Source organism: Nocardia cyriacigeorgica (genome assembly GCF_010868145.1).
GTDB classification, from domain to species: domain Bacteria; phylum Actinomycetota; class Actinomycetes; order Mycobacteriales; family Mycobacteriaceae; genus Nocardia; species Nocardia cyriacigeorgica_D.
The window spans coordinates 211,435-233,954 of record NZ_JAAGUY010000004.1 but is presented as its reverse complement, the minus strand read 5'-3'; the positions used below and the strand labels follow the sequence as shown (position 1 = coordinate 233,954).

Sequence of the window (22,520 nt, the reverse complement as noted above, 5' to 3'; positions counted from 1 at the left end):
CGGGCACCATGGTGGGGCGAGCTACACCATCGACCCGGTGGTCAGCGCCCTCGATCGGGCCACCCGCCACGACGAACATGGAGCTCATGACCGATTCTTCCGTCACTCCGACGTTGGTACTCGACAAACCGGCCAGAAAACCCGAGCCGAAGGGCCCGCAGGTGCTGCGGACCATCCTGCGCGCACCCTTCACCTCGAGGACGTGGAAAGAGCTCGGCTACCTGATCGTTTCGTTCATCCTCGGCACGCTCGGCGTCGGCTACATCTACCTGGCCGGCGGAGGTGGTGTGCTGGTGGCGCTGACCATCATCGGTATCCCCATCCTGGCTCTGGTGATCCTCGGTGGGCGCCTGTGGGGGCATGTGTATCGAGCGCTGGTGCGCGATCTGCTCGGCACCCCCCTGGACGCGCCACCGCCGTTCGCACCGCACTCCGGGCTCTTCGGCTTCCTGAAGTCCGCGTTCACCGATCTGCCGAGCTGGCGGGCACTGGCTTTTGTTGTGGTGCAGGGCATCGTCGGCATGGTCGGCGGGTACTTCGTGCTGATCGCGACCGCGATGATCGGGTTCACGGCGATCTCGCCGCTCCCGTGGTACTTGCTGAACCCGACCAATATCGATGAGAACGGAGTCGAGCGGCATTCACTCGCCCAGTTCGGCGACTTCTACATCGATACCTGGCCCCGGGTGCTCGGCTTCGCAGCGCTCGGCGTCATCGGCTGTTTCGCACTGCCGTGGCTGTTCCGCGTGGTGTGCCTGGTGCATCGCCAGCTGGCGATCTGGCTGCTGGCACCGACCGCGCGCGACCGGCGCATGGCCGACCTCCAGGAGAGCAGGCGCGTCGCGGTCGAGGATTCCGCCGCCACCCTGCGCAGGCTGGAACGCGATCTGCACGACGGCACCCAGGCGCGACTTGTCACCATCGCGATGGCGCTCGGGCGGGCCGAGGAGCGCCTGGAAAACGGCGGTGACGCCCGTGACCTGATCGCCGACGCCCATGCCGGCACGAAAGAGGCGCTGGCCGAACTGCGCGAGCTGGTCCGTGGAATCCACCCGCCTGCACTGGAATTGGGCCTGGAGCCGGCCCTGGAGACACTGGCCGCTCGTTGCTCGGTTCCGGTGGAGCTGCGGGTGCATCTGCCCGCGCGGCCGAATCCTGCCATCGAGGCGATCGCCTACTTCTCCGTCGCCGAACTGCTGACGAATGTGGTGAAGCACGCGGGTGCGAGCCATGCGTGGGTGTCGGTGCTGCCCTCCGGTCAGGATTGCCTGGTGGTTTCGGTACGCGACAACGGCAGTGGTGGAGTCCTGCAACCGATGGCGGGTGAACCGGTGGCCGGCAGTGGGCTGGCCGGGCTGGCGGCGCGAGCAGCGAGCGTGGACGGCAGCCTCACCGTTGACAGTCCGGTCGGCGGGCCAACCGTTGTCACCATCACCCTCCCGACAGCGGGGCCGCGATGAACAACGGTGCCGGCCAACCGGATTCGCTACGCGTGGTGATCGCGGAGGACAGCGCCATCCTCCGCGACGGCCTGGCCGGGCTGCTCACCGAACGCGGGCACCGGGTGGTGGCGATGGTCGGGGACGCCACCAACCTGTCCGAGGTTGTCGCCGAGCACGCGCCCGACGTGGCGGTGGTCGATGTGCGGATGCCGCCGTCGTACACCGATGAGGGCCTGCTTGCCGCCATCGAACTGCGCCGGAAATTCCCGCTCACCGGCGTGCTCGTCTTCTCACAATGGGTGGAAACCCGCTATGCCACGGAACTGCTCGCCAGTGGCGCGAACGGCGTCGGCTACCTGCTCAAGGATCGGGTCGCCGATGTTCGCGAGTTCATGGAAGCCCTGGACCGGGTCGCCACCGGCGGCACCGCCCTCGACCCCGAGGTGGTGAGCCAATTGATGGGCGCCTCCCGCCAGCAACAAGCCCTCGACCGGTTGACGCCACGCGAGCGTGAAGTCCTCGAACTCATGGCCCAGGGGCTCACCAACGGCGCTATCGCCCGCTCGATGACTGTCACAGAGCGGGCGGTGGAAAAGCACATCGGCAACATTTTCACCAAGCTCGATCTGCCACCGTCGGACACTCATCACCGCAGGGTGATGGCGGTATTGCGGTTGCGGGGTTGAGGCATCGCCCTACTGGCCCGTCCTGGCCCGCTCAGACGGTTCCCGGCGAACCGAGGCTTGCCGACCACCCGTCGGCAAGCCGACTCTGCTGTGCGCCTCAGTGCTCGGTAACCGCCGCCGCGTCCAAGTCGAAGTCCTCGGCCGGCTGCGCCATTTCCTGGCGGTACTGCCGGATGCCGAGGATCGTGCCGATGATCAGGCCGACAACCAGCACCACGACCACGGCCGGCATCAGCCACGGCACCCGCTGGATGAAACCGCCCGCGTAGTAGCCGATGAGCAGCAGTACCGGGGCCCACAGGATGGCGCCGATGGTGCTGGCGATGGTGTATTTGCGGTGATCCATGCCTGCCGCGCCCGCGACCATCGGGCACAGGGTGCGCACCCACGGGATCCAGCGGGCGACGAGCACCGCGACGAAACCGTGCCGGTGCAGCATCTCTGTGACGCGCGCGAGGTTGCGGGTGTTGATGTAGCGGCCGTTCTTGCGGGCGACCAGATGGTGGCCGGTGCGACTGCCGACGACATAGCCGACCTGGTTGCCCGCGATGGCCGCGAGCATCGTGCCGAGCGACAGAGCCCAGACCTGCGCTTCACCGGTGGCGTGCGAGGCCATCACCACACCGGCGGTGATCAGCATCGAGTCGCCGGGCAGGAACAGGCCGATGATGAAGGCGCACTCCAGGAAGACGAACGTCAGCACGACCGTCCAGACGAGTGCGGGTCCCGCCGAGATCAGCGGTTCGAAACTGCCAAGTGCGAGGGTGGAGGACGCCGGCGTCACGGGCGATCAGCGCGTGGTCTCGTTCGTCGAGGCGGTCAGCTCGACATCACGGGCAGGGGCGGTCTCCGCGGGCGCTCCGCGGCCGAGCAGCTTCTTCGCGATGGCCATGATCCCGGGCAGGATCGACACGAACACGATGAGCAGGAAGATCGCCTCGACGTGGTCGCGGATGAAGGCGACGTTGCCGAGGAAGTAGCCGAGGATCGTGACGCCGCCGCCCCACAGGATCGCGCCGACGATGTCGAAGGAGACGAACTTGCGGTAGTCCATCGTGGACACGCCCGCCAGCACCGGCATGAAGGTACGCACGATCGGCACGAACCTGGCCAGGATGATCGTCTTCGGGCCGTGCTTCTCGAAGAAGGCGTGCGTCTCGGTGATGTAGTGCTTCTTGAAGAAGCGGCTGTCTTCCTTCTGGAAGAGCGCGGGCCCGATCTTCCTGCCGATCCAATACGCACATTGGTCGCCAGCGAACGCGACGAGCGTGACGGCGGGCACAAGCACCCAGATCGACAAGCCCGCCGGCGGGTTCTCCTGTGCGGCCAGCAGGCCACCGGTGAACAGCAGCGAGTCGCCCGGCAGGAGCGGGAACAGCAGACCGGTCTCGATGAAGACGATGACCAGGATGGCAGGGAGGACGGCGTGCTGCAGCCATGTCTCGGTGAGCAGGTACATCGGATCAAGCAACTGAGTCAGAGCAAGGTTGCTTGTCACCGCGTCGGAGGCTGCGAGCGCAATCACCCGGCCCACAGTACCGGGTCATCTCCCACCAGCCCCGGTCAAGGCCCGGGCGAGGCGGCGGCGCATAACCGCAGCGAGCGTCGGCGAGCTTGTGTAATCCATCACAAGCAGTGCGCATCGATCCCCTGATATCGGCCGAAAGCCTGCTGGCTTAGGGTGGGGCAGACAAAATTGTCTTTTGCCGCACAACACGGAGGTCTTCACAGTGCCCATCGCGACTCCGGAGGTCTACGCCGAGATGCTCGGTCGGGCCAAAGCGAACTCCTTTGCCTTCCCCGCCATCAACTGCACCTCGTCAGAGACCGTCAACGCGGCGATCAAGGGTTTCGCCGACGCGGGCAGCGACGGCATCATCCAGTTCTCCACCGGCGGCGCGGAGTTCGGTTCCGGCCAGGGTGTGAAGGACATGGTGACCGGCGCCGTCGCGCTGGCCGAGTTCGCGCACGTGGTGGCGGCCAAGTACGACATCACCATCGCGCTGCACACCGACCACTGCCCCAAGGACAAGCTGGACGGTTTCGTCCGCCCGCTGATCGCGATCTCCCAGGAGCGGGTGAACGCGGGCCGCAACCCGCTGTTCCAGTCGCATATGTGGGACGGCTCGGCCATCCCGATCGACGAGAACCTCGAGATCGCCAAGGACCTGCTGAAGGCCACCAAGGCGGCCAACATCATCCTCGAGGTCGAGATCGGCGTCGTCGGCGGTGAAGAAGACGGTGTCGAGGCCGCCATCGACGAGAAGCTCTACACCTCGCCGGAAGACTTCGAGAAGACCATCGACGCACTGGGTGCGGGCGAGAACGGCAAGTACCTGCTCGCCGCCACCTTCGGCAATGTGCACGGTGTGTACAAGCCGGGCAACGTGGTGCTGCGTCCCGAGGTCCTCGCCGAGGGCCAGCGGGTGGCCGCGGCCAAGCTCGGCCTTGCCGCCGACGCGCAGCCGTTCGACTTCGTCTTCCACGGCGGTTCGGGCTCGCTGAAGTCCGAGATCGACGATTCGCTGCGCTTCGGTGTGGTGAAGATGAATGTGGATACCGACACCCAGTACGCCTTCACCCGCCCGGTCGCTGCGCACATGTTCTCCAACTACGACGGTGTGCTCAAGATCGACGGCGAGGTCGGTAACAAGAAGACCTACGACCCGCGCAGCTACCTGAAGAAGGCCGAAGCCTCCATGGCGGCGCGTGTCGTCGAGGCGTGCAATGATCTGAAGTCCGCGGGACGGTCGATCAGCGCCTGACCCACAACCCTGGCGGGGGCAACAGCACATGAGTCTCGAGGTGCGCCTGCTCGGGCCCGTGCGGCTGCTCGTCGGCGGTGAGCCGGTGGCGGTCGGCGGGCCCAAGCCGCGGGCGTTGCTTGCTGCGTTGGCGGTGAATCGGCGGCGCGCGGTGTCGTCGGTCGCGCTGGCCGACATGGTGTGGAACGAGGATCCACCCGACTCCTACGCCGCGAGCCTGCAGGTATTCGTCTCGAATATCCGTAAGGCGCTGCGTAACTCAGGGATCGACCCTGCGGTCGTGTTGCGCACCGAGTCTTCCGGCTATCGGCTCGAGATCGCCGAGGAAGCCTGCGATCTCGGGCGCTTCGAAGCCGCGCGAGATGCGGCGTCCCGCGCGGCGGACGTGGGCGACCACGCCACGGCCGCCCATCTGTTCGGTACCGCTTTGCGCGAATGGGACGGCAGGGCGCTCGCCTGCTTGGCCGGGCTGCAGTTCGCGGACGGTTTCGCCACCGCAATGGATGAAGAGCGTCTGCTCGCCGCCTCGGCCCGGATCGATGCCGAGATCGCATGCGGGCGTGCGTCTTCGGTCATCGGCGAGCTGGTGTCAATGACAACCGAACATCCGCTGCGGGAACCGCTGTGGGGCCAGCTGATCACCGCGCTGTATCTGTCCGGCCGACAGGCGGATGCGCTGGACGCGTGCCGCCGGGTGCGCACGGTGCTCGCCGACGAACTCGGCATCGACCCGGGGGCGGCTCTGATCGAGCTGGAGCAGCGGGTGCTGCGCCAGGAACCGTTGAATACCATCGAATTCAAACGGGCAGAACGCATGGCCGCCGCGATGACCGAGACCGTCACCGAGGTGCCGAGCGCGGTCCGCAGCGGACAGATTCTGATGCCGGACGGGCGCGCGGTGCTCGTCACGCAGGCGGGGTTGCGCATCGGCCGGATGACCGACAACGACCTGGTGATCGACGATCCCAAGGCCAGCCGCTATCACGCACAGATCATGCCGAGCCGCGCCGGGCTGCTGGTCAAGGATCTACATTCGGCCAACGGTGTGTTCGTCAACGAGCAGGCGATCGAGACCGGCGCGCTGCTGGCCGATGGTGATGCCATTCGGATCGGCGGGACCGTGCTGGTGTTCCAGGCGGCCAGGTAGTCCTCACGGTTCGCCGGGTTCGCAGGCGATGCCGCGCGAGTTCGTCCGGTCCGAGACGTGCCGGGCCGGTAGGGTCACACGCTGGTGCGGAACTTCCACGGATAGCCATGGATCGAGGGGATGACGATGGCGAGGCGGGTGATGGCCGCGCTCGGCGCGGTGGTCTTCGGCGCGGGTGCGGTGGTCTGTGCGGAACCGGTGACAGTCGGCGCGGATCCACAGGTCGCGGTGGGTGAGCCCGGCAGCGGTCCGTGCCGCACCGATCCGGCGCCCACGCATGAACCGCTGGTCCCGGAGACGCTCGAGGTGCCGATTCCGTACCCGGTGATCACCGTGTTGCCGCCGCAGCGGCCGGACCCGGAGCCGACGCGCGTCGAGATGGAGCTGCCGTCGAATCCGTGCACCGACCCGTGCCCCGATCTGACCGATGAGGCCGCAGAACCGCCGAGCCTGGCGAATCAGCTCGGGATACCGGAAATCCTGTTGAGCCCCAAGCCGTTCCATTTCGCCATCCGCGGCCCCGGACCCGATCCGGGACCGGGGCCGCCGCCACCGCTGGCGGTGGAACCGGTGGTCGAGGCCGCCGCACAGACACCGGCTCCGTCCACACCGAGGGTCGGCGCGGTCCGCGAGGTGGCCAAACAGACCGGCGCGAGTTCGGTCAATCGCACCGATAAGCGTTGGCAGGTGCAGGGCACAGATCTGGGCATCATGTGGGAATCGGCGCCCGGCGAAATCGCTACCGCCTTCGGCGATACCGTCGGCCGCGGCTTTCACCCACCGGGCGGTATGGGCGGTGACTGGCGCAGCAATGTGCTCGCCTTCAGCACCGACCGACAACTGGGCGACGGCATGACCTACGACCGGATGGTCACCGACAGCCGCTGCCACGCCGCCGAAGTGCTCTCCAGCCGCAAACTCGACAACGTCGAAGTCACCACCATTCCCACCTCGGGTTTCGCGCTCGGTGACCGGCAGTACATGAGCTACATGTCGATTCGCACCTGGAACAGCCTGCCCGGCACGTTCTTCACCAACTACGGCGGCATCGCCTACTCCGACGATCACGGCCAGACCTGGACCAAGGATCCGCACGCCCGCTGGGAGAACATCTTCGGACTGGCGAATTTCCAAGTGAGCGCGATGGTTCCGCACGGCGAGCACGTATATGTGTTCGGCACGCCGAATACCCGCCTCGGTGCCGTCGGGTTGGCGCGGGTGCCAAAGGATCAGGTCCTCAACACCACCGCCTATCAGTACTGGCGCGATGGTTCCTGGACGCCGGTCGGTGGGGCCGCCTCGGCGACTCCGGTGCTCAACGGCCCCGCCGGTGAACTCTCGGTGCGCTACGACGCCGAGCGTGAGGTCTGGCAGATGAGCTATCTGGACACGGCCAAGGCCGCGATCGTTGTGCGCGAGGCGAACTCGCCGCAGGGGGTCTGGTCGGAGGGAACCCCGACGGTGACCGTGCGTGACTACCCGGAGCTGTACGGAGGATTCATCCACCCGTGGTCATCGGGATCGGACCTGTACTTCAACATCACCACGTGGAGCGACTACAACGTCTACTTGATGCACGCGACGCTGGAATGACCCAGCGGCTCAGCCGAGCCGGACCTCGGCGAGCGCCCGCCCGAACAGCTTGCGGCCCTGGGATTTCCCGGACAGCACAATGGTCGCGGTGCGCCGTTCGGGGTCGAGTTTCTTGATCTTGCCGGAGAACTCGACGACGCTGCGGGCATCGGCCGCGACCGGAACGAAACCGGCGAACCGCACGCTCAACGATTCGATCGCGGTGGGATCACCCAGCCAGGAGGTCAGCTTGCCGCCTGCCAGGCCCATCGTGAGCAGGCCGTGTGCCACCGTCGTCGGCAGGCCTGCCAGCTTGGCGGCGTGCTCGCTGAAATGGATGGGGTTCGAGTCGCCGGAAACGCCCGCGTAGTTCGCCAGATCACCGCGGGTCAACGAGACCGTGCCAAGCGCGATCTCGTCACCGACCGACAACTTGTCGAACTCGCGGGCGGTGTGCACGGGAGCCGGTACCGGTGTCGGCGCAGTCTCGACCGTGTCGACGTCCAGTTCGACGAGTGCGTCCAGGTCACCGAGCGCGGCGTGTTCGGCATCGCCGCGGCCCTGCATGATGATGTTCTCGACCGCCTCGACGATATCGGGGGCCACCTCCACACCGCGCCGCGCGACAATGGTGGTCGTGCCGACCTGGGCGATCTCGTCGTTCTGATTCGTCAACAGGAACTTCACGTGGATGAAGTCGTTGTCGTTGAACTGGCGGATCGACTCGACCTCGACCTCGGTGGTGATCCGGTCACCGGCCACCATCGGCCGATACACCTGGAACACCTGATCGGTCTGCAAGATCTGGGACAGGTCGTAATCGGTGAGCACCGAGTCCAGCAGGACGTTGGTCGCGGACATACCGATCACCGAAGCGAAGGTCGGCGGGGCAACGACACCGTCATAGCCCAGCTTGCGTGCGTCGACCTCGTTCTGATGTGCACCGTGATCGTTCTGCACCGCTCGCGCGAACTCGCGGATCTTCTCTCGGCCCACCTCGTAGTGATCCCGAATTCGGAACCGCCGTCCCGCGAGCGTTGCCGTCCGCACCACCTTGTCGTCCGGCCGCGCCATCGATTGTTCCCTGCCCATGATCCGGGCCATGCTACTGGCGATTCGGACCAGCGACCAGCTAGGAAGGGGCAACTGTGACCTTCGATACCGGCCGCTGCCTCATCGGTGCCGCATCGTTACGGCATGCTGTCCGGTGGGTCACAGACCTTCCAGCCGTCCGGGGTGTGCTGCAGATCGAAGGTCCGGGCCGAACGCGCCGGATCCGACGTCGTATAGACGGTCGCCTGGGCGATGGCGGTGTTGTCGGTGATCCGGATCGCCTGGATGTTCTCGATCACCGGAATGTCACCCTGGTCCACCGACTGCTGGTGCACACCGGCGAACTGATCATCGGGAATGCCCTGGTAGAACTCGTGCAACGAACCGCAGGTGCTGGACCTCAGCGTCTCCAGATCGCCGTCCTCCAGTGCCCCGGTGTAGCTGCCGATGGCATTGCGGATCTGCGCCTCGGGGGAATCATCGCCCGAACCCACCACCGCGACCAGCACCACCGCGATGAGCCCGACGATCAGCACCACCGCTGCACCCACGGTGAGCAGCCACCGATTCGACCGGCCGCCGGCTGTCTGCGGCTGCGGCTCGGCCGCCGGTGCAGGCTGCACGCGCTGCGGCTGAGCCACCGCTCGCGGCTGCGGGGGATGGGAGCCTGCCAGCGATTGCGCGGGTGTCGTCGGTTGCATATCCGCAGGTGAAGGGGCGCTGCCGGGGCGAGGTGCGTGGCCATTGTCGAGGCCGGGCTGCTGCGCGTCGCCCTGCTGCGAAGGGGCCGAACCCGGCTGTTGGGTACCGCCGTGCGGTTGAGGGCCGCGCTGCTGGGGCCCGCCCGACTGCGGTCCGCGCTGCTGGGGGCCGCCTTGTTCGGATGCGCCGGGCTGGTTACCACCCTGCTCGGACCGGCCCCGCTGAGGGATGCCGCCTTGCTGGGGCCCGCCCTTCTGGGGACCGTGCTGCGGGCCGCCTTGCTGGGGCCCGCCGGGTTGCGGCCGCTGCGACTTGCTCTGCGGCGGTGTGGCGCCGTGCTCGGGCCCCGACGGCCCATGCGTGCCTGCCTGCTTAGGCCCTGCGGCAGGCCGCGGAGTGCTCGGCGGCTTGCTGAGCGGCTGCCGCGCGCCCCCACCGGACACCCGATCGGTCCCGCCGGGCCGCTGCACCGGAATGGCGACCGTCTGGGCATCGGCCGGATTCGGCACGGCCCGCATCTTCACCGTCTTCGCGTCGCCCCCGGGGTCTGCGGGAGCGCTGCCCTCGGTCGCCTCGGCGCCATCGTGGGACGCGGTGGGTGCGCCATCTGCGGTTACTGGCTTATCGCCGTCGGTGGACTTCCCGTCCGCCGCTGCGGATTCGTCGGCATTGTGCGCATCATCCGCACCGTGTGCCTCGCCGACTCGAGCGTTGCCCGTTCCCGTGGCGTCGCCCGGCTTCCCGGCAACCTTGTCGCCCGCTCCCGCCGTCTTGGCTGCTGCCGCACCAGCCGCACCCGCACCAGCGGCACCCGCAGCCACGGAGCTCGTGGCGCGGCTCGAACCCGCGGCGGAACCGCCCTTCGACGCGGCCGCAGGTTCGTCGGCATCGGATACACCTGTGGGCTGCGCGTCGTCTGGCTGCGTCGGAGCTTTATCGCCTGCTCCCGCAGCCTTCGCTGCTGCTGCGCCCGTAGCCGCGGCGCTCGCGGTGGTGTTCGACTCGGCCGCAGCCTTCGTGCCTGGCCCACCGGACCCGGCTTTGCCTGCGGGATCGACGCGCCGCATGGCGACCGTCGCCGCGTCGGCGTTGCCCTCATGCGGCTGTTCGCCGCCGGGCTCGGCAGTCGCCTGATCGGCGGTCCCGGTTGCTCGCGCGGGTGCATCGGCTGACGGATCGGCCGTGCTGGATGTACTGCGTTCCGCGGCCTGCTGCTCGGCTCTATCCGTGTCGGCGGCGCCTGCAGCAGCAGCCGGGGCCTTCGCAGGGGAAGGCTTCGTGGACTTGCTCGGAGCTGGGATCGCCTCGGTCCTGGCGTCGGAGTCGGCGGTTTCCCGCGGATCGGACTGTGGCGCCGGTGAATTCGCTTCGGCCTCGGAAGGTGACGTTGCAGTGGGGCCCGTGGTCGAGTCTGCGGTGTCGGATTCGTCGCTGCCGGACCCGGCCGGGTCGGCCGCGGGGGAGCTGGTTCCGAGGGGGGCTGCGCCCTTGGCGTCGGCGCTGGGGGACGGCTGTGCGGCGCGTTCCGCGACCCGGTCCCGGGAGATCTCGGCCGTTTCCGCATCGGGGTCGCCGGACTCGTCGGTTGGGGCGGGCTCGTCGGCGGCCTGCGTCGTCGAGTCGCCGGTGCCGGCACCCGGGTCGGCGTCGGTCGATGCGGCGCGGTCTGCCGGATCAGCGGCGGAGATCCGGGTGAACGCCTTGGTCGGGGCGTCGGCGTCGGCGCCGGATGCGGTCGGCGAGGTGGGGCTTGTCCCGTCGGCGGCAGAGGTGGGCGGTGCGGCCGGTCCGTCCGTCTTGCGGGCGTCGGCGGGTTTGCGCACCGGATTCTTGTCGTCGTTCGGGTCGGACACCACTACCCCTCGCTCAGCGGAACATTGTGAACTCGACGGCCAGCCTAATGGGCGCGGTGTCCGTCGGTATGTCATGTCGCGTCCGAAATCCCCGCGTTACCACCATCGCGTGCGGGCAGCTCGCTCCGCTTGCTCGCTGCCACACGGTGGTGCCGCTGCCGGCCGCCGGTCCGGCGTGCACAATGAAGCGCATGACCTCGTTCGGTGATCTGCTCGGCCCGCAACCGGTACTGCTGCCGGAAATCCCCGATGCCGAGGACGCGCTCCTCGCCAAGGCCGATCCGGTGCAGGTTGCGGCCGATCATCCGGCCGCCTCGATCGCCTGGGCGCATCTGGCCGAAGCCGCGCTCGAGCGTGCGGAAGCGGCCGGGGAGACCGTCAACCACGATGTCGTGGCCGCCTACGCCTTCGCCCGCACCGGCTACCACCGCGGTCTCGACCTGCTGCGCCGCAACGGCTGGAAGGGTTTCGGCCCGGTGCCGTGGAGCCATGAACCCAACCAGGGCTTCCTGCGCAGTGTTGGTGCGCTCGCCAAGGCCGCGCGCGCCATCGGTGAAACCGACGAATATGCCCGCTGCCTCGATCTGCTCGAGGACTGCGATCCGCGCGCCGCCGCGGAACTCGGTCTGGACTGATCCGACACCGGCCCTCGACGAAACAGATCCCGAGTTGATCGACCCGACCTCCCGCGTCGCCCTCGCACGGGCCGGTGGCATGGACCGGCTGCGCAGTTCCTGGACCCGGCTGCGCCTGTCCGCGCTGCCCATCCTGCAGTGCGCGGTCGGCGCCGCCCTTGCTTGGTTCATCGCGCACAACGTCATCGGTCACGCTCTGCCGTTCTTCGCGCCGACGGCGGCCGTCGTGTCGATCGGTATCTCCTTCGGCGCGCGGCTGCGTCGTTCGGTGGAGCTGGTGGTCGGTGTCGCGGTCGGCATCGGCATCGGTGACCTGTTCATCTCCCAGGCCGGAACCGGTATCTGGCAGATCGCGCTGGTCGTCGCCGTTGCCATGAGTCTGGCGGTATTCCTCGACGGCGGCACCATCATCGCCATGCAGGCGGCCGGTTCGGCCGTGCTGGTCGCGACCCTGTTGCCGCCCACGGCGGGTGGCGGGTTCTCTCGGATGATCGATGCGCTGGTCGGCGGCCTCGTCGGCGTGGTCGTCGTCGCCGCGATCCCGTTGCATCCGGTGCGCCGGGCGCGAGAGCAGGCGGGGGAGATCCTCGGTGTGATGGGTAAATCCCTGATCGACGGTGCCGAAGGCCTGTTGGAGCAGGACGCCGACAAGGTGCACAACGCGCTGAGCGCGGTCCGCGCCACCCAAGCGCAGCTGGATTCGCTGCGCAAAACCCTCGAAGGCGGACGTGAGATCAGCCGGATCTCACCGCTGTACTGGAACTCGCGCAACCGTCTCGAACGCATCCGCGCCACCGCCGATCCGCTCGACAACGCCGTCCGTAATACCCGTGTGCTGCTACGGCGCGGTCTGACCCTGGTCCGTGACGACGAGATCCTCGATCCGCGCCTGATCGACGAGGTGGAGGGCCTGGGTCGCGCGATCGACGTGGTGCGCCGGATGATGCTCGCCGACCCGGGCCAGCAGCCGGATCGGGCCGAGGCCGCACGGGTGTTGCGTTCGGTGGCCAAGGGTGCGCGTCCCGAACTCGTTTCCGGTGCCGGTCTTTCGGCCCATGTGGTCTTCGCCCAGGTGCGCTCGACGGTCGTCGATCTGATGCAGGTCTGCGGTATGCAGCGCATCTCCGCAATCGCGCTGCTCCCGCCGACGGTGCCGAATCCGTATGTGCGGCCCGAGGACTGACTTCGACTGCGGCCTTGCCGTGAGGACTACTCGACTCGCTCCGCGGTTGTCTGAGCCCTGCTGAGTGCCTGAGCGCCCCGTGCGGCGGCGTGGCCCTGATCTTCGCGTAGTCCGCTACTCAGGCGATGCTGCCCACCGATCCCTACCGTGAAAACCGACCGAGCCGACGAGGGGTGGTGCGGTCACACACTTCGCCGCACAGCGCGACGCCTGCCGGCCCATGTTGGTGTGGTGGCCGGCGGGCTGGGGCCGCGCTGCGGGGCGAAGACCAGGGTCGTCCGGTCCATCGACCGGGCGGCCCTGAGTTCTGCCGTCAGGTCCAGAACCGGGTGAGGTAACCGCCCCAGCGCGACCACTCCGACGGCACACCCGACAGGTCGTACAGGGCGTACACCGCATCGAAGAACACCTGGTTGATCGCGGGGGTGAACAGCAGCGCGAACAGGATCAGCATGCCGAACGGCTTGAACTGATCGAGCGCGCGCCGCGTCTGGTAGCTCAGCGACGGCTCCAAGATCCCGTACCCGTCCAGGCCAGGGATGGGCAGCAGATTCAGCAACGCGGCCGTCACCTGAAGAAATGCCAGGAAGCTCAGCCCGAACCAGAACGCGGCATGTTCCTCGGCGCTGCCGAACAGCCGCACGATGATCAGCAGCAGTGCCGCGCCCACCACATTCACCGCAGGACCAGCTCCGCTGATGATCCGCTGGATCCGGGTGGAGAAGTTGTGCGCATGCACATAGACCGCGCCGCCGGGCAGACCGATACCCCCCAGTGCGATGAATACGATCGGTAACACGATCGACAGCAGCGGATGGCTGTACTTCAACGGATTCAGCGTGAGATACCCGCGCAACTCGACCTCACGGTCTCCGGCCCGCCACGCCACATACGCATGCGCGAACTCGTGCAGGCACAGGCTGACTATCCAGCCGAACACCACAAGCAGGAAGACTCCGGCCTTGGCCCGCACCGACTCCAGATCGGCGTCCCAGGCCAGTGCACCGCCCGCCACCGCGATCACCACGACGAGCAGGAAGATCGGGCTCGGCCGCACCGCACCGGTGCGCCTGGCCTTGGCGGGAAAGCTCATCGGACCAGCAGCCAGGGCTCGTGATGACGGTAGAAGGTGGATCGGGGCACGATGCGCTCGCTGTCGATGCCGTCGCGGGTGACCCGTGCGCCCGGTGTGCCGAGCTGAGCGGCACGTCCACTGACCCATCGTCGTTTACGCACTCCGCGTTGGACAGTGGCGCGCACGCCGGGCATGTCCAGTGTCGGCGAGACGATCATGGACGCGACCTTGCCGGAGAACAACTGGGTGTCGTCGACGTAGGCCTCGCCCTCGAGCTTGTCGCCCTCGGCGCCGATCAGCGTGGCACGCCCGACCAACACTGTTCCGGTGTCGTCGCGGATCAGTGGCACCTCGGTGGCGCGCCCCTCCAACGCGCGTCGCGCGGCGGCATTGCCGGTGCCGGTCTCGTAGGCGCGTGAGCCGTAGGTCTTGTCGACCGGAACGTAGCCGATCTCCACGTTCAGTCGTTCGGTGCGCATCAGGTGGGTGAGTACCGCGGCCAGCGCGGCATCGTCACCGAGCACGATCAACCGGGGCAGGCTGTCGGCGGCGAGTACCGGAAGCAGCTCATCGATCTCGCCGGTATCGGGGATGGCGTCGGTGTGGGTGGTCGGCTGGGAAGCGAGGGCAATCGGTACCGGTGCGCCGTCGCAACGGAGAACGTGGGTACTCAAACTGCCGTACACCCTCCTCGATCCGGCCGACTCCCGTCGGTCGTCCAGCCCACTTCACTCGGACGATCGACGTCCGCTGCCAGCATAGCTGTGCCTAATTTGCGCTGCCTGCGGCACCGCGAACTGGATGCTCGGTCTCGCTTCGCTCGAAAAATGGGGTGTTACCGGCCGTTGTTTCTAGTTGCTGATGTGCTGAAGGAGTCGAATGACAAGGGGAGCCGTCCTGCTGGTCAGCTTCTAAGCCGCGAGTGCTGGGAGATTGCCGGCGCGGCCGGTGGGGTGGGTGGGTTCGGTGCGGCCGGATGACCGTTCGGCTCGGACCGCGGAGGGGTCGACTAGACTGTGCTTCCGGCCACCGCCTCAATACGGCAGGTAGCTGCAACACAGACGGTGTTGCGCGTCGAACCGTAGGAGACACGACCATGCCGGCAATCGTCCTCATCGGCGCCCAGTGGGGCGACGAGGGCAAGGGCAAAGCTACCGACCTACTCGGTGGGCGCGTGCAATGGGTGGTTCGGTACCAGGGCGGCAACAATGCCGGTCACACCGTGGTGCTGCCCAACGGCGACAATTTCGCATTGCACCTGATCCCGTCCGGCATCCTCACTCCCGGCGTCACCAACGTCATCGGCAATGGTGTCGTGATCGATCCGGGAGTGCTGCTCGACGAGCTCGCCGGTCTGGAACAGCGCGGCGTCGACACCACCGGCCTGCTGGTGTCGGCCGACGCGCACCTGATCATGCCGTACCACGTGGCCATCGATAAGGTCACCGAACGCTTCCTCGGCAACAACAAGATCGGCACCACCGGCCGCGGTATCGGCCCCTGCTACCAAGACAAGGTCGCCCGCGTCGGTGTCCGGGTCGCCGATGTGCTCGACGAGAAGATCCTCACCCAGAAGGTGGAGGCGGCGCTCGAGTTCAAGAACCAGGTGCTGGTCAAGATCTACAACCGCCGCGCCCTCGAGCCGCAGCAGGTCGTCGACGAGGTGCTCGAACAGGCGGAGCGCTTCAAGCACCGCATCAGTGACACCCGGCTGCAGCTGAATCAGGCGCTCGAGCGCGGTGAGACCGTGTTGCTGGAAGGCTCGCAGGGCACCCTGCTCGACGTCGATCACGGCACCTACCCGTACGTGACCTCGTCCAACCCCACCTCCGGCGGTGCGGCCGTCGGCGCGGGCGTCGGGCCGAACAAGATCACCACGGTGCTCGGCATCCTCAAGTGCTACACCACCCGTGTCGGCTCGGGCCCGTTCCCGACCGAGCTGTTCGACGAATCCGGCACCTATCTGGCCAAGACCGGCGGCGAGGTCGGCGTGACCACCGGTCGCGCACGTCGTTGCGGCTGGTTCGACGCCGTCATCGCCCGGTACGCCACCCGCGTCAACGGCATCACCGACTACTTCCTCACCAAGCTCGACGTGCTGTCCAGCCTGGAGACCGTGCCGATCTGCGTCGCCTACGACATCGACGGTGAGCGGGTCGAGCAGATGCCGACGACGCAGACCGAGTTCCACCACGCCAAGCCCATTTACGAAGAGATGCCGGGCTGGTGGGAGGACATCTCCGGGGCCAGGACCTTCGAGGACCTGCCCGCCAATGCCCAGGCTTATGTACGGCGGCTCGAAGAGCTGTCGGGCGCGCGGATCTCCTGCATCGGTGTGGGTCCGGGCCGCGACCAGACCATCGTCCGCCACGACGTGTTGTGAAATTTTGCGCCGCCTGCGGCACGCGGACTGTGCTGCTCGGTCTCGCTTCGCTCGAAATTTGGGGCTCGCCGACCACTGCCATGGGGCGCGTAGGGCTGGGTTCAGCGGCGCATTCCTGCTGAGCTGGTGCGCCCGAACGTAGTTGGCTACCGAGATGGAGCCGACGTCGACTGTGAACTGATCGCCGTAGGGCGCCGACCTGCCCGGCGAGGCTCTACAGTAGGTAAATGGCTCGGAACTGGCCGATGATCGAACGCGCGACCGAATTCGAGGCGATTCGGTCAGCGCTCACCGGTGACGGACCGGTCGGTGCGGTGCTCACCGGCGATGCGGGCGTAGGCAAGACCACGCTCGCCAGACAGGCCACAGCGGCAGTGGGCGGCAACGTCCGCTGGGTGGCGGGCACCGAGTCGGCGCGCAGCATCCCGCTCGGCGTATTCGCCCATATGGTCGGGGTATACACCGCCCACGATCCGGTGACGTTCATGTCGGCCGCGCGGGAGGCACTGCTGGCCGACGGGCCGATCATCATCGGCGTCGACGACGCCCACCTGCTCGATCAACTGTCGGCGACGCTGCTGCTGCAGTTGGCGATCGACCGGGCGGCCAGGATTGTCGCGACCGTGCGCAGCGGGGTCCAGGTGCCCGACGCGGTGACCTCGTTGTGGAAAGACGGGCATCTGCTGCGTATCGACCTGAATCCGTTCAGCCAGCGGCAGAGCGTGGATCTGGTGGAGTCTATGCTCGGCGGGCAGCTGGAGGGATTCACCGCGAACCTGATGTGGGAATCGTCCGGCGGCAACGCTTTGTTCCTGCGGCATCTGGTGGAGGGTGCGCTGGAGGCGGGCTCGCTGCGTCAGGTCAACGGCGTGTGGCAGCTGCGCGGACGGGCCGCGGTCACCTCGGAACTGGCCGCGCTGCTGGAAGATCGGGTCGAGCAGCTACCCGAGGACGTGCTGCGGGTGCTGGAGCTGCTCACCTTCTGCGAGCCCATCGACCTCGAGGTGATGGCCGAGCTCGCCGGCGAGGAGGCGGTGGAGGCGGCCGAGAACCGCGGCGTCATCCGGGTGGTGGAGAACTCCCACGAACTCGTTGTGCGCTACAACCATCCGCTGTTCGGCGAGGTCATCCGGCGACGGCTCGGTATCGCCTCGGCGCGGCGACTGCGCGGGCGGCTGTATTCGGCGTTGAGTGAGCGGCGGATCAATTCCGCCGCCGACCGGATCCGGCTGGCCGAACTGGCCCTCGACAGTGACAAGTCCGCCGATCTCGAATTGTTCGAAGCCGCCGCCGCCGATGCGATCGGTTTGGCGAATCTGCCGCTCGGCGAACGGTTCGCCCGCGCGGCAGTCGAACGTCGCGGCGGGGTGGAATCAGCGGACCTGCTGGCAAGGGCACTGCTGTGGCAGGGCCACCGGATCGAGGCCGAACGCACACTGGCCAGTTTCGATCCCGACCAGCTCAATGAGGTGCAGCTGGCACGCTGGGGCAGCACACGGGTCTCGAATCTGCTGTGGGCCATGGGCGATGCCGACCGTGCCGATGCCGTGCTCGGGCTGGTGCGTTCGAAGGTGCGTCATCCGAAGATCGCGGCCATTCTGACCGGACTCGCTTCCGCCTGCGCGGTCAACGAGAACCGCATCGACGACGCCTTCGACGACGCCGAAACCGTGATGAACACCGACGACGCGCCGCCGTGGGCGGTGTGGTGGGCGTCCTTCGGTGGCGGTTTGGCATTGGCGCTGATGGGCCGCGGCGAGGCCGCGCGCCAATACGCGGCGCGCGGGCACGAGGTCGAATCGCATATCGATGGGCTGAACCGGTTCATGTCCACCCACGCCGAAGTGCTCGCCTTGACCTTCACCGGCGATCTGGACGGTGCGCGCCGGTGCGCCACCGCCTATTTCGGCTACTCGGCGCCAGGCCAGTACCTGGCCTGGGGAATGTCGAAGATCCTGCAGGGCACCGTCGACGTGGCGCAGGGCCGGTTCCCGGACGGTATCGACAATCTGGAGCAGGCGCTGGCCGCCCTGAGTACCGAAGGCGCCGCGGCCTGGATGTTCCCGGCGCGATTGCGGCTGGCCGAGGCGTATTCGGCGCTCGGCCGGTCCACCGACGCCGCCGAGGCCATCGCGGGCGCGACCGAACGCGGTGGCAGGCACAGTGCGGTGTACGAACCTCAGCTCGAGATCGTCAAGGCCTGGCTGGCCGGTGCCGAGGGGACGATGACCCCTGCCATCCGGCTCGCGATGGGCGCCGCCGATGCCGCCGCCCGTTCGCATCAGCACGCGATCGAAGCCATGGCGCTGCACACCGCGGCGCGGTTCGGTGAACATTCGGTCGCGGGCAGGCTCGCCGATCTGGCCGCCAAGGTCGACGGTGATCTGGTGCAGGTGCAAGCCCGTCACGCAGTCGCCCTCTCCGCGCACGATGGTCCCGGACTCGACACTGCCGCAGCTGAATTCGAGCGCATCGGCGCGATGCTCTCGGCAGCCGACGCCGCTGCGCAAGCTGCCTCGGCCCACGAACGTGCGGGCGATCGGCGTCGTCTGCTGGAATCGGCCGCTGCCGCCAACCGGCTCGCCGCGGCCTGCGGTGGTGCGAGCACGCCAGCGCTTCGGCAAGCGGCGCAACCGCTTCCACTCACTGCGCGCGAACGCGAGATCGCGAATCTGGTCGCGGCGGGTTTGTCGAATCGCCAAATCGCCGACCGGCTCACGGTTTCCGTTCGTACTGTGGAGGGCCATCTCTACCGGGCCTGCATCAAAATGGATGTGACAGATAGGGAATCGCTCGCGGCATTGTTGCGTGGTGAGACGCCGGCCTGATTATCGCGTGGTCGCCACCCGCGCAGGGGCGGACGGTCCATCGGCATCGACCCGAGTCGCTCCGACAAGATCGCCGCCGCCACCGCGGTGGGTGCTGCCGGCGGTGCGGTCGGCGGTGTGTTCGGTGGAATGGGCGGGGCGAGCCTCGGCGCGACGCTGTACGCCGGCCGACCCGAGCTGGTCGGCCGGAGTGTCGCGATGATGCCGGCCGATGCTCCGCAAGTTCTGCCCGGGACGAGGACGTGGCACGCAGGCGACCTGCGACTGTCGGCAACCGGCGGGCCGGCTCGAACGCTGTCGGTTACGCTGGCCGCCTGGCAGTGGAGCCGGTGTTGCCAGGAGGTTGTGCGATGACGTCGAACGGTTCGCGGAGAACTGGCCGAACAGCGGCGGTGGGCGCGTGTGTCGCTGCCGCGATCGGGCTGCTGTCCGCCTGCGCCGAACCATCCGAACCCACACCCGTCACCACCACAACCACCGCCGCCCGCACCGAATCACCGCAGGAACGCGACCGCCGCATCCGAGAACAACTCATCGAACTCGGCTGCACCACCAACGCCTGCATCCAGATCTACTTCGGCTGCCGCGACGGATACATCACCGGCCCCGACTGCGATTTCTACCGTCGACATCCGCTGTGAGTAGGGCCTGGGGCAGACCTTCGACCAAGGCAGAGCGGGTGTGTGACTTCGGCGGTCTGTTCGACTTTCCCATTGTGTGAATCGGCATTTTATGGCTTTTTCGGCGCGCCGATATCGTCGGATCCGTGGAACGGAATCTCCCATCGGCGGAAGAATTGTTGGCGGCGTTGCGGGCCGGTGAGGTGACATCGGTGGAACTGACCGAGGAGGCGATCGCTCGTATCGAGCGCGACGACACGGTGATCAACGCGATCTGTGTGCCGGACTTCGATCGTGCGCGGGCCGCGGCAAGCCGGGCCGACCAGGTGCGCGCCCGCGGCGAGGACCGGCCGCTACTCGGTCTTCCGGTGACGGTCAAGGAGTCCTACAACATGGCCGGCTTGCCCACGACCTGGGGCATGCCGCAGCACGCGAACCATGTGCCCGCCGAGGACGCGGTACAAGTGTCGCGGTTGAGGGCGGCAGGCGCAGTGCTGCTCGGTAAGACCAATGTGCCGTTCATGCTGCGAGATATCCAGAGCTTCAACGAGATCTACGGGACCACCAACAATCCATGGGATCGCGGCCGCACGTCGGGTGGATCCTCCGGCGGCTCGGCAGCGGCCCTGGCGTCCGGATTCGGCGCGCTGTCCATCGGCTCCGATCTCGCCGGTTCGCTGCGCACCCCCGCGCATTTCTGCGGTGTCTACGCGCACAAGCCGACACTCGGGCTGGCGCCGACCCGCGGCATGGTCGCACCGCCTGCCCCGGCCTTGCCGATCGACCTCGACCTCGCCGTCGTCGGCCCGATGGCGCGCACCGCCCGCGACCTCGCGCTGCTGCTCGACGTCATGGCCGGACCGGACCCGCTGACCCGCGGCGTCGCCTACGATGTCGCACTGCCGCCCGCGCGTCACGAGCGGCTGTCGGACTTCCGTGTCCTGACCATCGAGGACCATCCGCTCATTCCGACCGGATCGGCGGTGCGGGCGGGCGTGAACCGGGTCGCCGAGGCGCTCGTCGACGAGGGCGCCCGCGTCGAACGGTACAGTCCGCTGCTGCCCGATCCGACCGAAGCGGCGACCCTCTACATGCTGTTGATGCTGTCGAACGCCGCCGCAGGTCTGCCCGCCGCCGGGTACGAACAGCTGCGGACCCACGCCGCAGCCCTGAGCGCGGACGACCGGAGCCTCGATGCGGCGCGGCTGCGCGGCATGGTGCTCAGCCACCGCGACTGGGTCGAGGCGAACAACCGTCGCGAACTCCACCGCCACAGCTGGCGGCAGCTCTTCGCCGAGTTCGATGCCGTGGTGTGCCCCATCACCCCCACTCCCGCCTTCCCACACAACCACATCGGGGGCCTGGAGAACCGGCACATCGACATCGACGGCGTCGAGTACCCGTATTTCGACCAGCTCGTCTGGGCCGGGACGGCCACCATGCCCGGCCTACCTGCCACTGCCATCCCGACGGGCCGGTCACCCGAGGGCCTGCCGGTGGGCGTGCAGCTCATCGGCCCGATGTTCGAGGACCGCACCCCGCTGCGGCTGGCCGAACTGCTCGAGCAGAAGGTCGGCGGATTCCGGGCACCGCACTAGGGCGCACCCGATCGGGGTCCTGGTTCAGAACAGAGTCGGTTCGCCGATGCCGGGTGTGCGTTCGATCTGTAGGAGTCGCTGTTTGGTGTTGATGCCGCCCGGTGCGGAAAACCCGTGCAGGCCATGGTCGGAGGCGAGGACGCGGTGGCAGGGGATGATCAGCGGGATCGGGTTGCGGCCGAGGGCCTGGCCGACGGCTTGGGCCGCGCCTGCCGCCCCGACACGTTCGGCCACCTCGCCGTAACTGAGAGTGTGGCCCGGATCGATCTCACGTGTCACCTCGTACACCGCGCGGTGGAACTGCGGGATCATGCTGGTGTCCAGAGGGATCCAGCGCAGGTCGTCGAGCTCGCCGTCGAGGTGGGCGCGGATTCCCTCGATGGCGTCGCCGATCACACCGACGGGTTCGGACTCCTGGACCGGGCCGAGTCCCGGGCCGTCGCGAGTGATGCGTGCGCGAGTGGCCTCCCGACTCGTTTCGGGTAGCCGGAATCGCACGACCGCGTCCGCGCGCCACGCGATCGCGCAGGTCCCGATCGCGGTATCGAACAGTGCCGCGGTAACCGACGGGCCGGCTGGTGCGTTCATGGGTGCCAGTGTGCCCGGTCCCACCGACAGATTCGGCATAGGCAGTCCAGTTGGATCAACTGGACTGAAATAATCTGCCGGACGCCTCGTCATGCACGTGGGTTCGCGCGGCGCCGCCGCCGACCGGGTTCCTCCACGTCGCGACCCCGGCCCGTCTCCTCGCGATGGGCGTACACAGCGGCGATATCACGGAATAATCGCTGCTCATCGTAGTGCGAAAGAGGCAGATTGTTGACCGGATCGCGAGGACGCAACCGATCCACGTCCCACCCGTCCTCGGAGCGCCTGGGCGCGTAGTAGTAGCCGAGCAAGCCGAAGGTCACGATGACGAAGAGGGTGACGAGAAAGGTCATCTGCCCAGCGTGCGCCGACTGGCCTTGCCGAAAAAGA

19 protein-coding genes are annotated in these 22,520 nt (G+C 67.6%); 11 read left to right on the top strand and 8 right to left on the bottom strand.

Translation table 11 applies throughout. The features are described 5' to 3' along the window. Positions 1-86: 86 nt before the first annotated feature. Entirely contained in the window at positions 87-1,460 is a 1,374-nt protein-coding gene (locus tag GV792_RS09070; protein WP_256670463.1) for a sensor histidine kinase, read from the top strand. After that, entirely contained in the window at positions 1,457-2,128 is a 672-nt protein-coding gene (locus GV792_RS09065; protein WP_163823571.1) for a LuxR C-terminal-related transcriptional regulator, read from the top strand. The genes GV792_RS09070 and GV792_RS09065 overlap by 4 nt, the downstream gene beginning before the upstream one ends. A gap of 97 nt (positions 2,129-2,225) precedes the next feature. Here GV792_RS09065 and GV792_RS09060 read toward each other — a convergent pair whose 3' ends face one another. Both GV792_RS09060 and GV792_RS09055 read right to left on the bottom strand, forming a co-directional pair. Next, positions 2,226-2,912: a DedA family protein gene (locus tag GV792_RS09060; RefSeq protein ID WP_163823570.1), complete on the bottom strand. Its 687-nt coding sequence runs from the start codon at positions 2,910-2,912 to the stop codon at positions 2,226-2,228. 6 nt (positions 2,913-2,918) lie between these two features. Further along, entirely contained in the window at positions 2,919-3,587 is a 669-nt protein-coding gene (locus GV792_RS09055) for a DedA family protein (RefSeq protein ID WP_256668347.1), read from the bottom strand. A gap of 271 nt (positions 3,588-3,858) precedes the next feature. On the opposite strand from GV792_RS09055, the gene fbaA reads away from it, so the two are divergent. From fbaA to GV792_RS09040, 3 genes are all read left to right on the top strand, one after another. After that, positions 3,859-4,893, top strand: a complete 1,035-nt coding sequence (gene fbaA, locus GV792_RS09050) for a class II fructose-bisphosphate aldolase (RefSeq protein WP_163823623.1) — start codon at positions 3,859-3,861, stop codon at positions 4,891-4,893. 28 nt (positions 4,894-4,921) lie between these two features. Next, positions 4,922-6,040 carry a BTAD domain-containing putative transcriptional regulator gene (locus GV792_RS09045; RefSeq protein ID WP_163823569.1) on the top strand — a complete coding sequence of 373 codons (1,119 nt, stop codon included), beginning with the start codon at positions 4,922-4,924 and terminating at the stop codon, positions 6,038-6,040. A gap of 126 nt (positions 6,041-6,166) precedes the next feature. Next, complete coding sequence (locus GV792_RS09040; protein WP_163823622.1) at positions 6,167-7,633, top strand: DUF4185 domain-containing protein; 1,467 nt, start codon at positions 6,167-6,169, stop codon at positions 7,631-7,633. A gap of 9 nt (positions 7,634-7,642) precedes the next feature. On the opposite strand, the gene GV792_RS09035 is transcribed toward GV792_RS09040, so the two are convergent. Further along, a complete protein-coding gene (locus tag GV792_RS09035; protein WP_256673783.1) occupies positions 7,643-8,704 on the bottom strand; it encodes a fused (3R)-hydroxyacyl-ACP dehydratase subunits HadA/HadB in 1,062 nt (353 codons plus the stop codon). A gap of 98 nt (positions 8,705-8,802) precedes the next feature. Further along, positions 8,803-11,220: an Rv0361 family membrane protein gene (locus GV792_RS09030; RefSeq protein ID WP_163823568.1), complete on the bottom strand. Its 2,418-nt coding sequence runs from the start codon at positions 11,218-11,220 to the stop codon at positions 8,803-8,805. Between the two features lie 191 nt (positions 11,221-11,411). Between GV792_RS09030 and GV792_RS09025 the strand changes: the two genes are divergently transcribed. Beyond that, a complete protein-coding gene (locus tag GV792_RS09025) occupies positions 11,412-11,855 on the top strand; it encodes a DUF3151 domain-containing protein (RefSeq protein WP_163823567.1) in 444 nt (147 codons plus the stop codon). A 79-nt stretch (positions 11,856-11,934) separates the two neighbouring features. Then, positions 11,935-13,038, top strand: a complete 1,104-nt coding sequence (locus tag GV792_RS09020; RefSeq protein ID WP_175583178.1) for an FUSC family protein — start codon at positions 11,935-11,937, stop codon at positions 13,036-13,038. 313 nt (positions 13,039-13,351) lie between these two features. On the opposite strand, the gene GV792_RS09015 is transcribed toward GV792_RS09020, so the two are convergent. Together GV792_RS09015 and GV792_RS09010 are read right to left on the bottom strand one after the other, a co-directional pair. Next, a complete protein-coding gene (locus tag GV792_RS09015) occupies positions 13,352-14,131 on the bottom strand; it encodes a site-2 protease family protein (RefSeq protein ID WP_163823566.1) in 780 nt (259 codons plus the stop codon). Next, positions 14,128-14,787 carry a hypothetical protein gene (locus tag GV792_RS09010; RefSeq protein ID WP_175584122.1) on the bottom strand — a complete coding sequence of 220 codons (660 nt, stop codon included), beginning with the start codon at positions 14,785-14,787 and terminating at the stop codon, positions 14,128-14,130. The genes GV792_RS09015 and GV792_RS09010 overlap by 4 nt, the downstream gene beginning before the upstream one ends. A 422-nt stretch (positions 14,788-15,209) precedes the next feature. On the opposite strand from GV792_RS09010, the gene GV792_RS09005 reads away from it, so the two are divergent. The 4 genes from GV792_RS09005 to GV792_RS08990 all read left to right on the top strand — a co-directional run bounded on the left by GV792_RS09005 (position 15,210) and on the right by GV792_RS08990 (position 21,542). Further along, positions 15,210-16,496: an adenylosuccinate synthase gene (locus GV792_RS09005; RefSeq protein WP_163823564.1), complete on the top strand. Its 1,287-nt coding sequence runs from the start codon at positions 15,210-15,212 to the stop codon at positions 16,494-16,496. A gap of 227 nt (positions 16,497-16,723) precedes the next feature. Beyond that, positions 16,724-19,324 (top strand): helix-turn-helix transcriptional regulator, encoded by a 2,601-nt coding sequence (locus GV792_RS09000; protein ID WP_163823563.1) that lies wholly within the window; start codon positions 16,724-16,726, stop codon positions 19,322-19,324. 350 nt (positions 19,325-19,674) lie between these two features. Then, positions 19,675-19,965 (top strand): hypothetical protein, encoded by a 291-nt coding sequence (locus tag GV792_RS08995; protein ID WP_163823562.1) that lies wholly within the window; start codon positions 19,675-19,677, stop codon positions 19,963-19,965. A 125-nt stretch (positions 19,966-20,090) separates the two neighbouring features. Beyond that, entirely contained in the window at positions 20,091-21,542 is a 1,452-nt protein-coding gene (locus GV792_RS08990; RefSeq protein WP_163823561.1) for an amidase, read from the top strand. 24 nt (positions 21,543-21,566) lie between these two features. Here GV792_RS08990 and GV792_RS08985 read toward each other — a convergent pair whose 3' ends face one another. Both GV792_RS08985 and GV792_RS08980 read right to left on the bottom strand, forming a co-directional pair. After that, positions 21,567-22,130 (bottom strand): methylated-DNA--[protein]-cysteine S-methyltransferase, encoded by a 564-nt coding sequence (locus tag GV792_RS08985; RefSeq protein ID WP_163823560.1) that lies wholly within the window; start codon positions 22,128-22,130, stop codon positions 21,567-21,569. Positions 22,131-22,219: 89 nt separating this feature from the next. After that, the gene (locus GV792_RS08980; RefSeq protein ID WP_163823559.1) at positions 22,220-22,483 is read right to left on the bottom strand and encodes a hypothetical protein; all 264 of its coding nucleotides are present in this window, start codon (positions 22,481-22,483) and stop codon (positions 22,220-22,222) included. Positions 22,484-22,520: the final 37 nt, after the last annotated feature.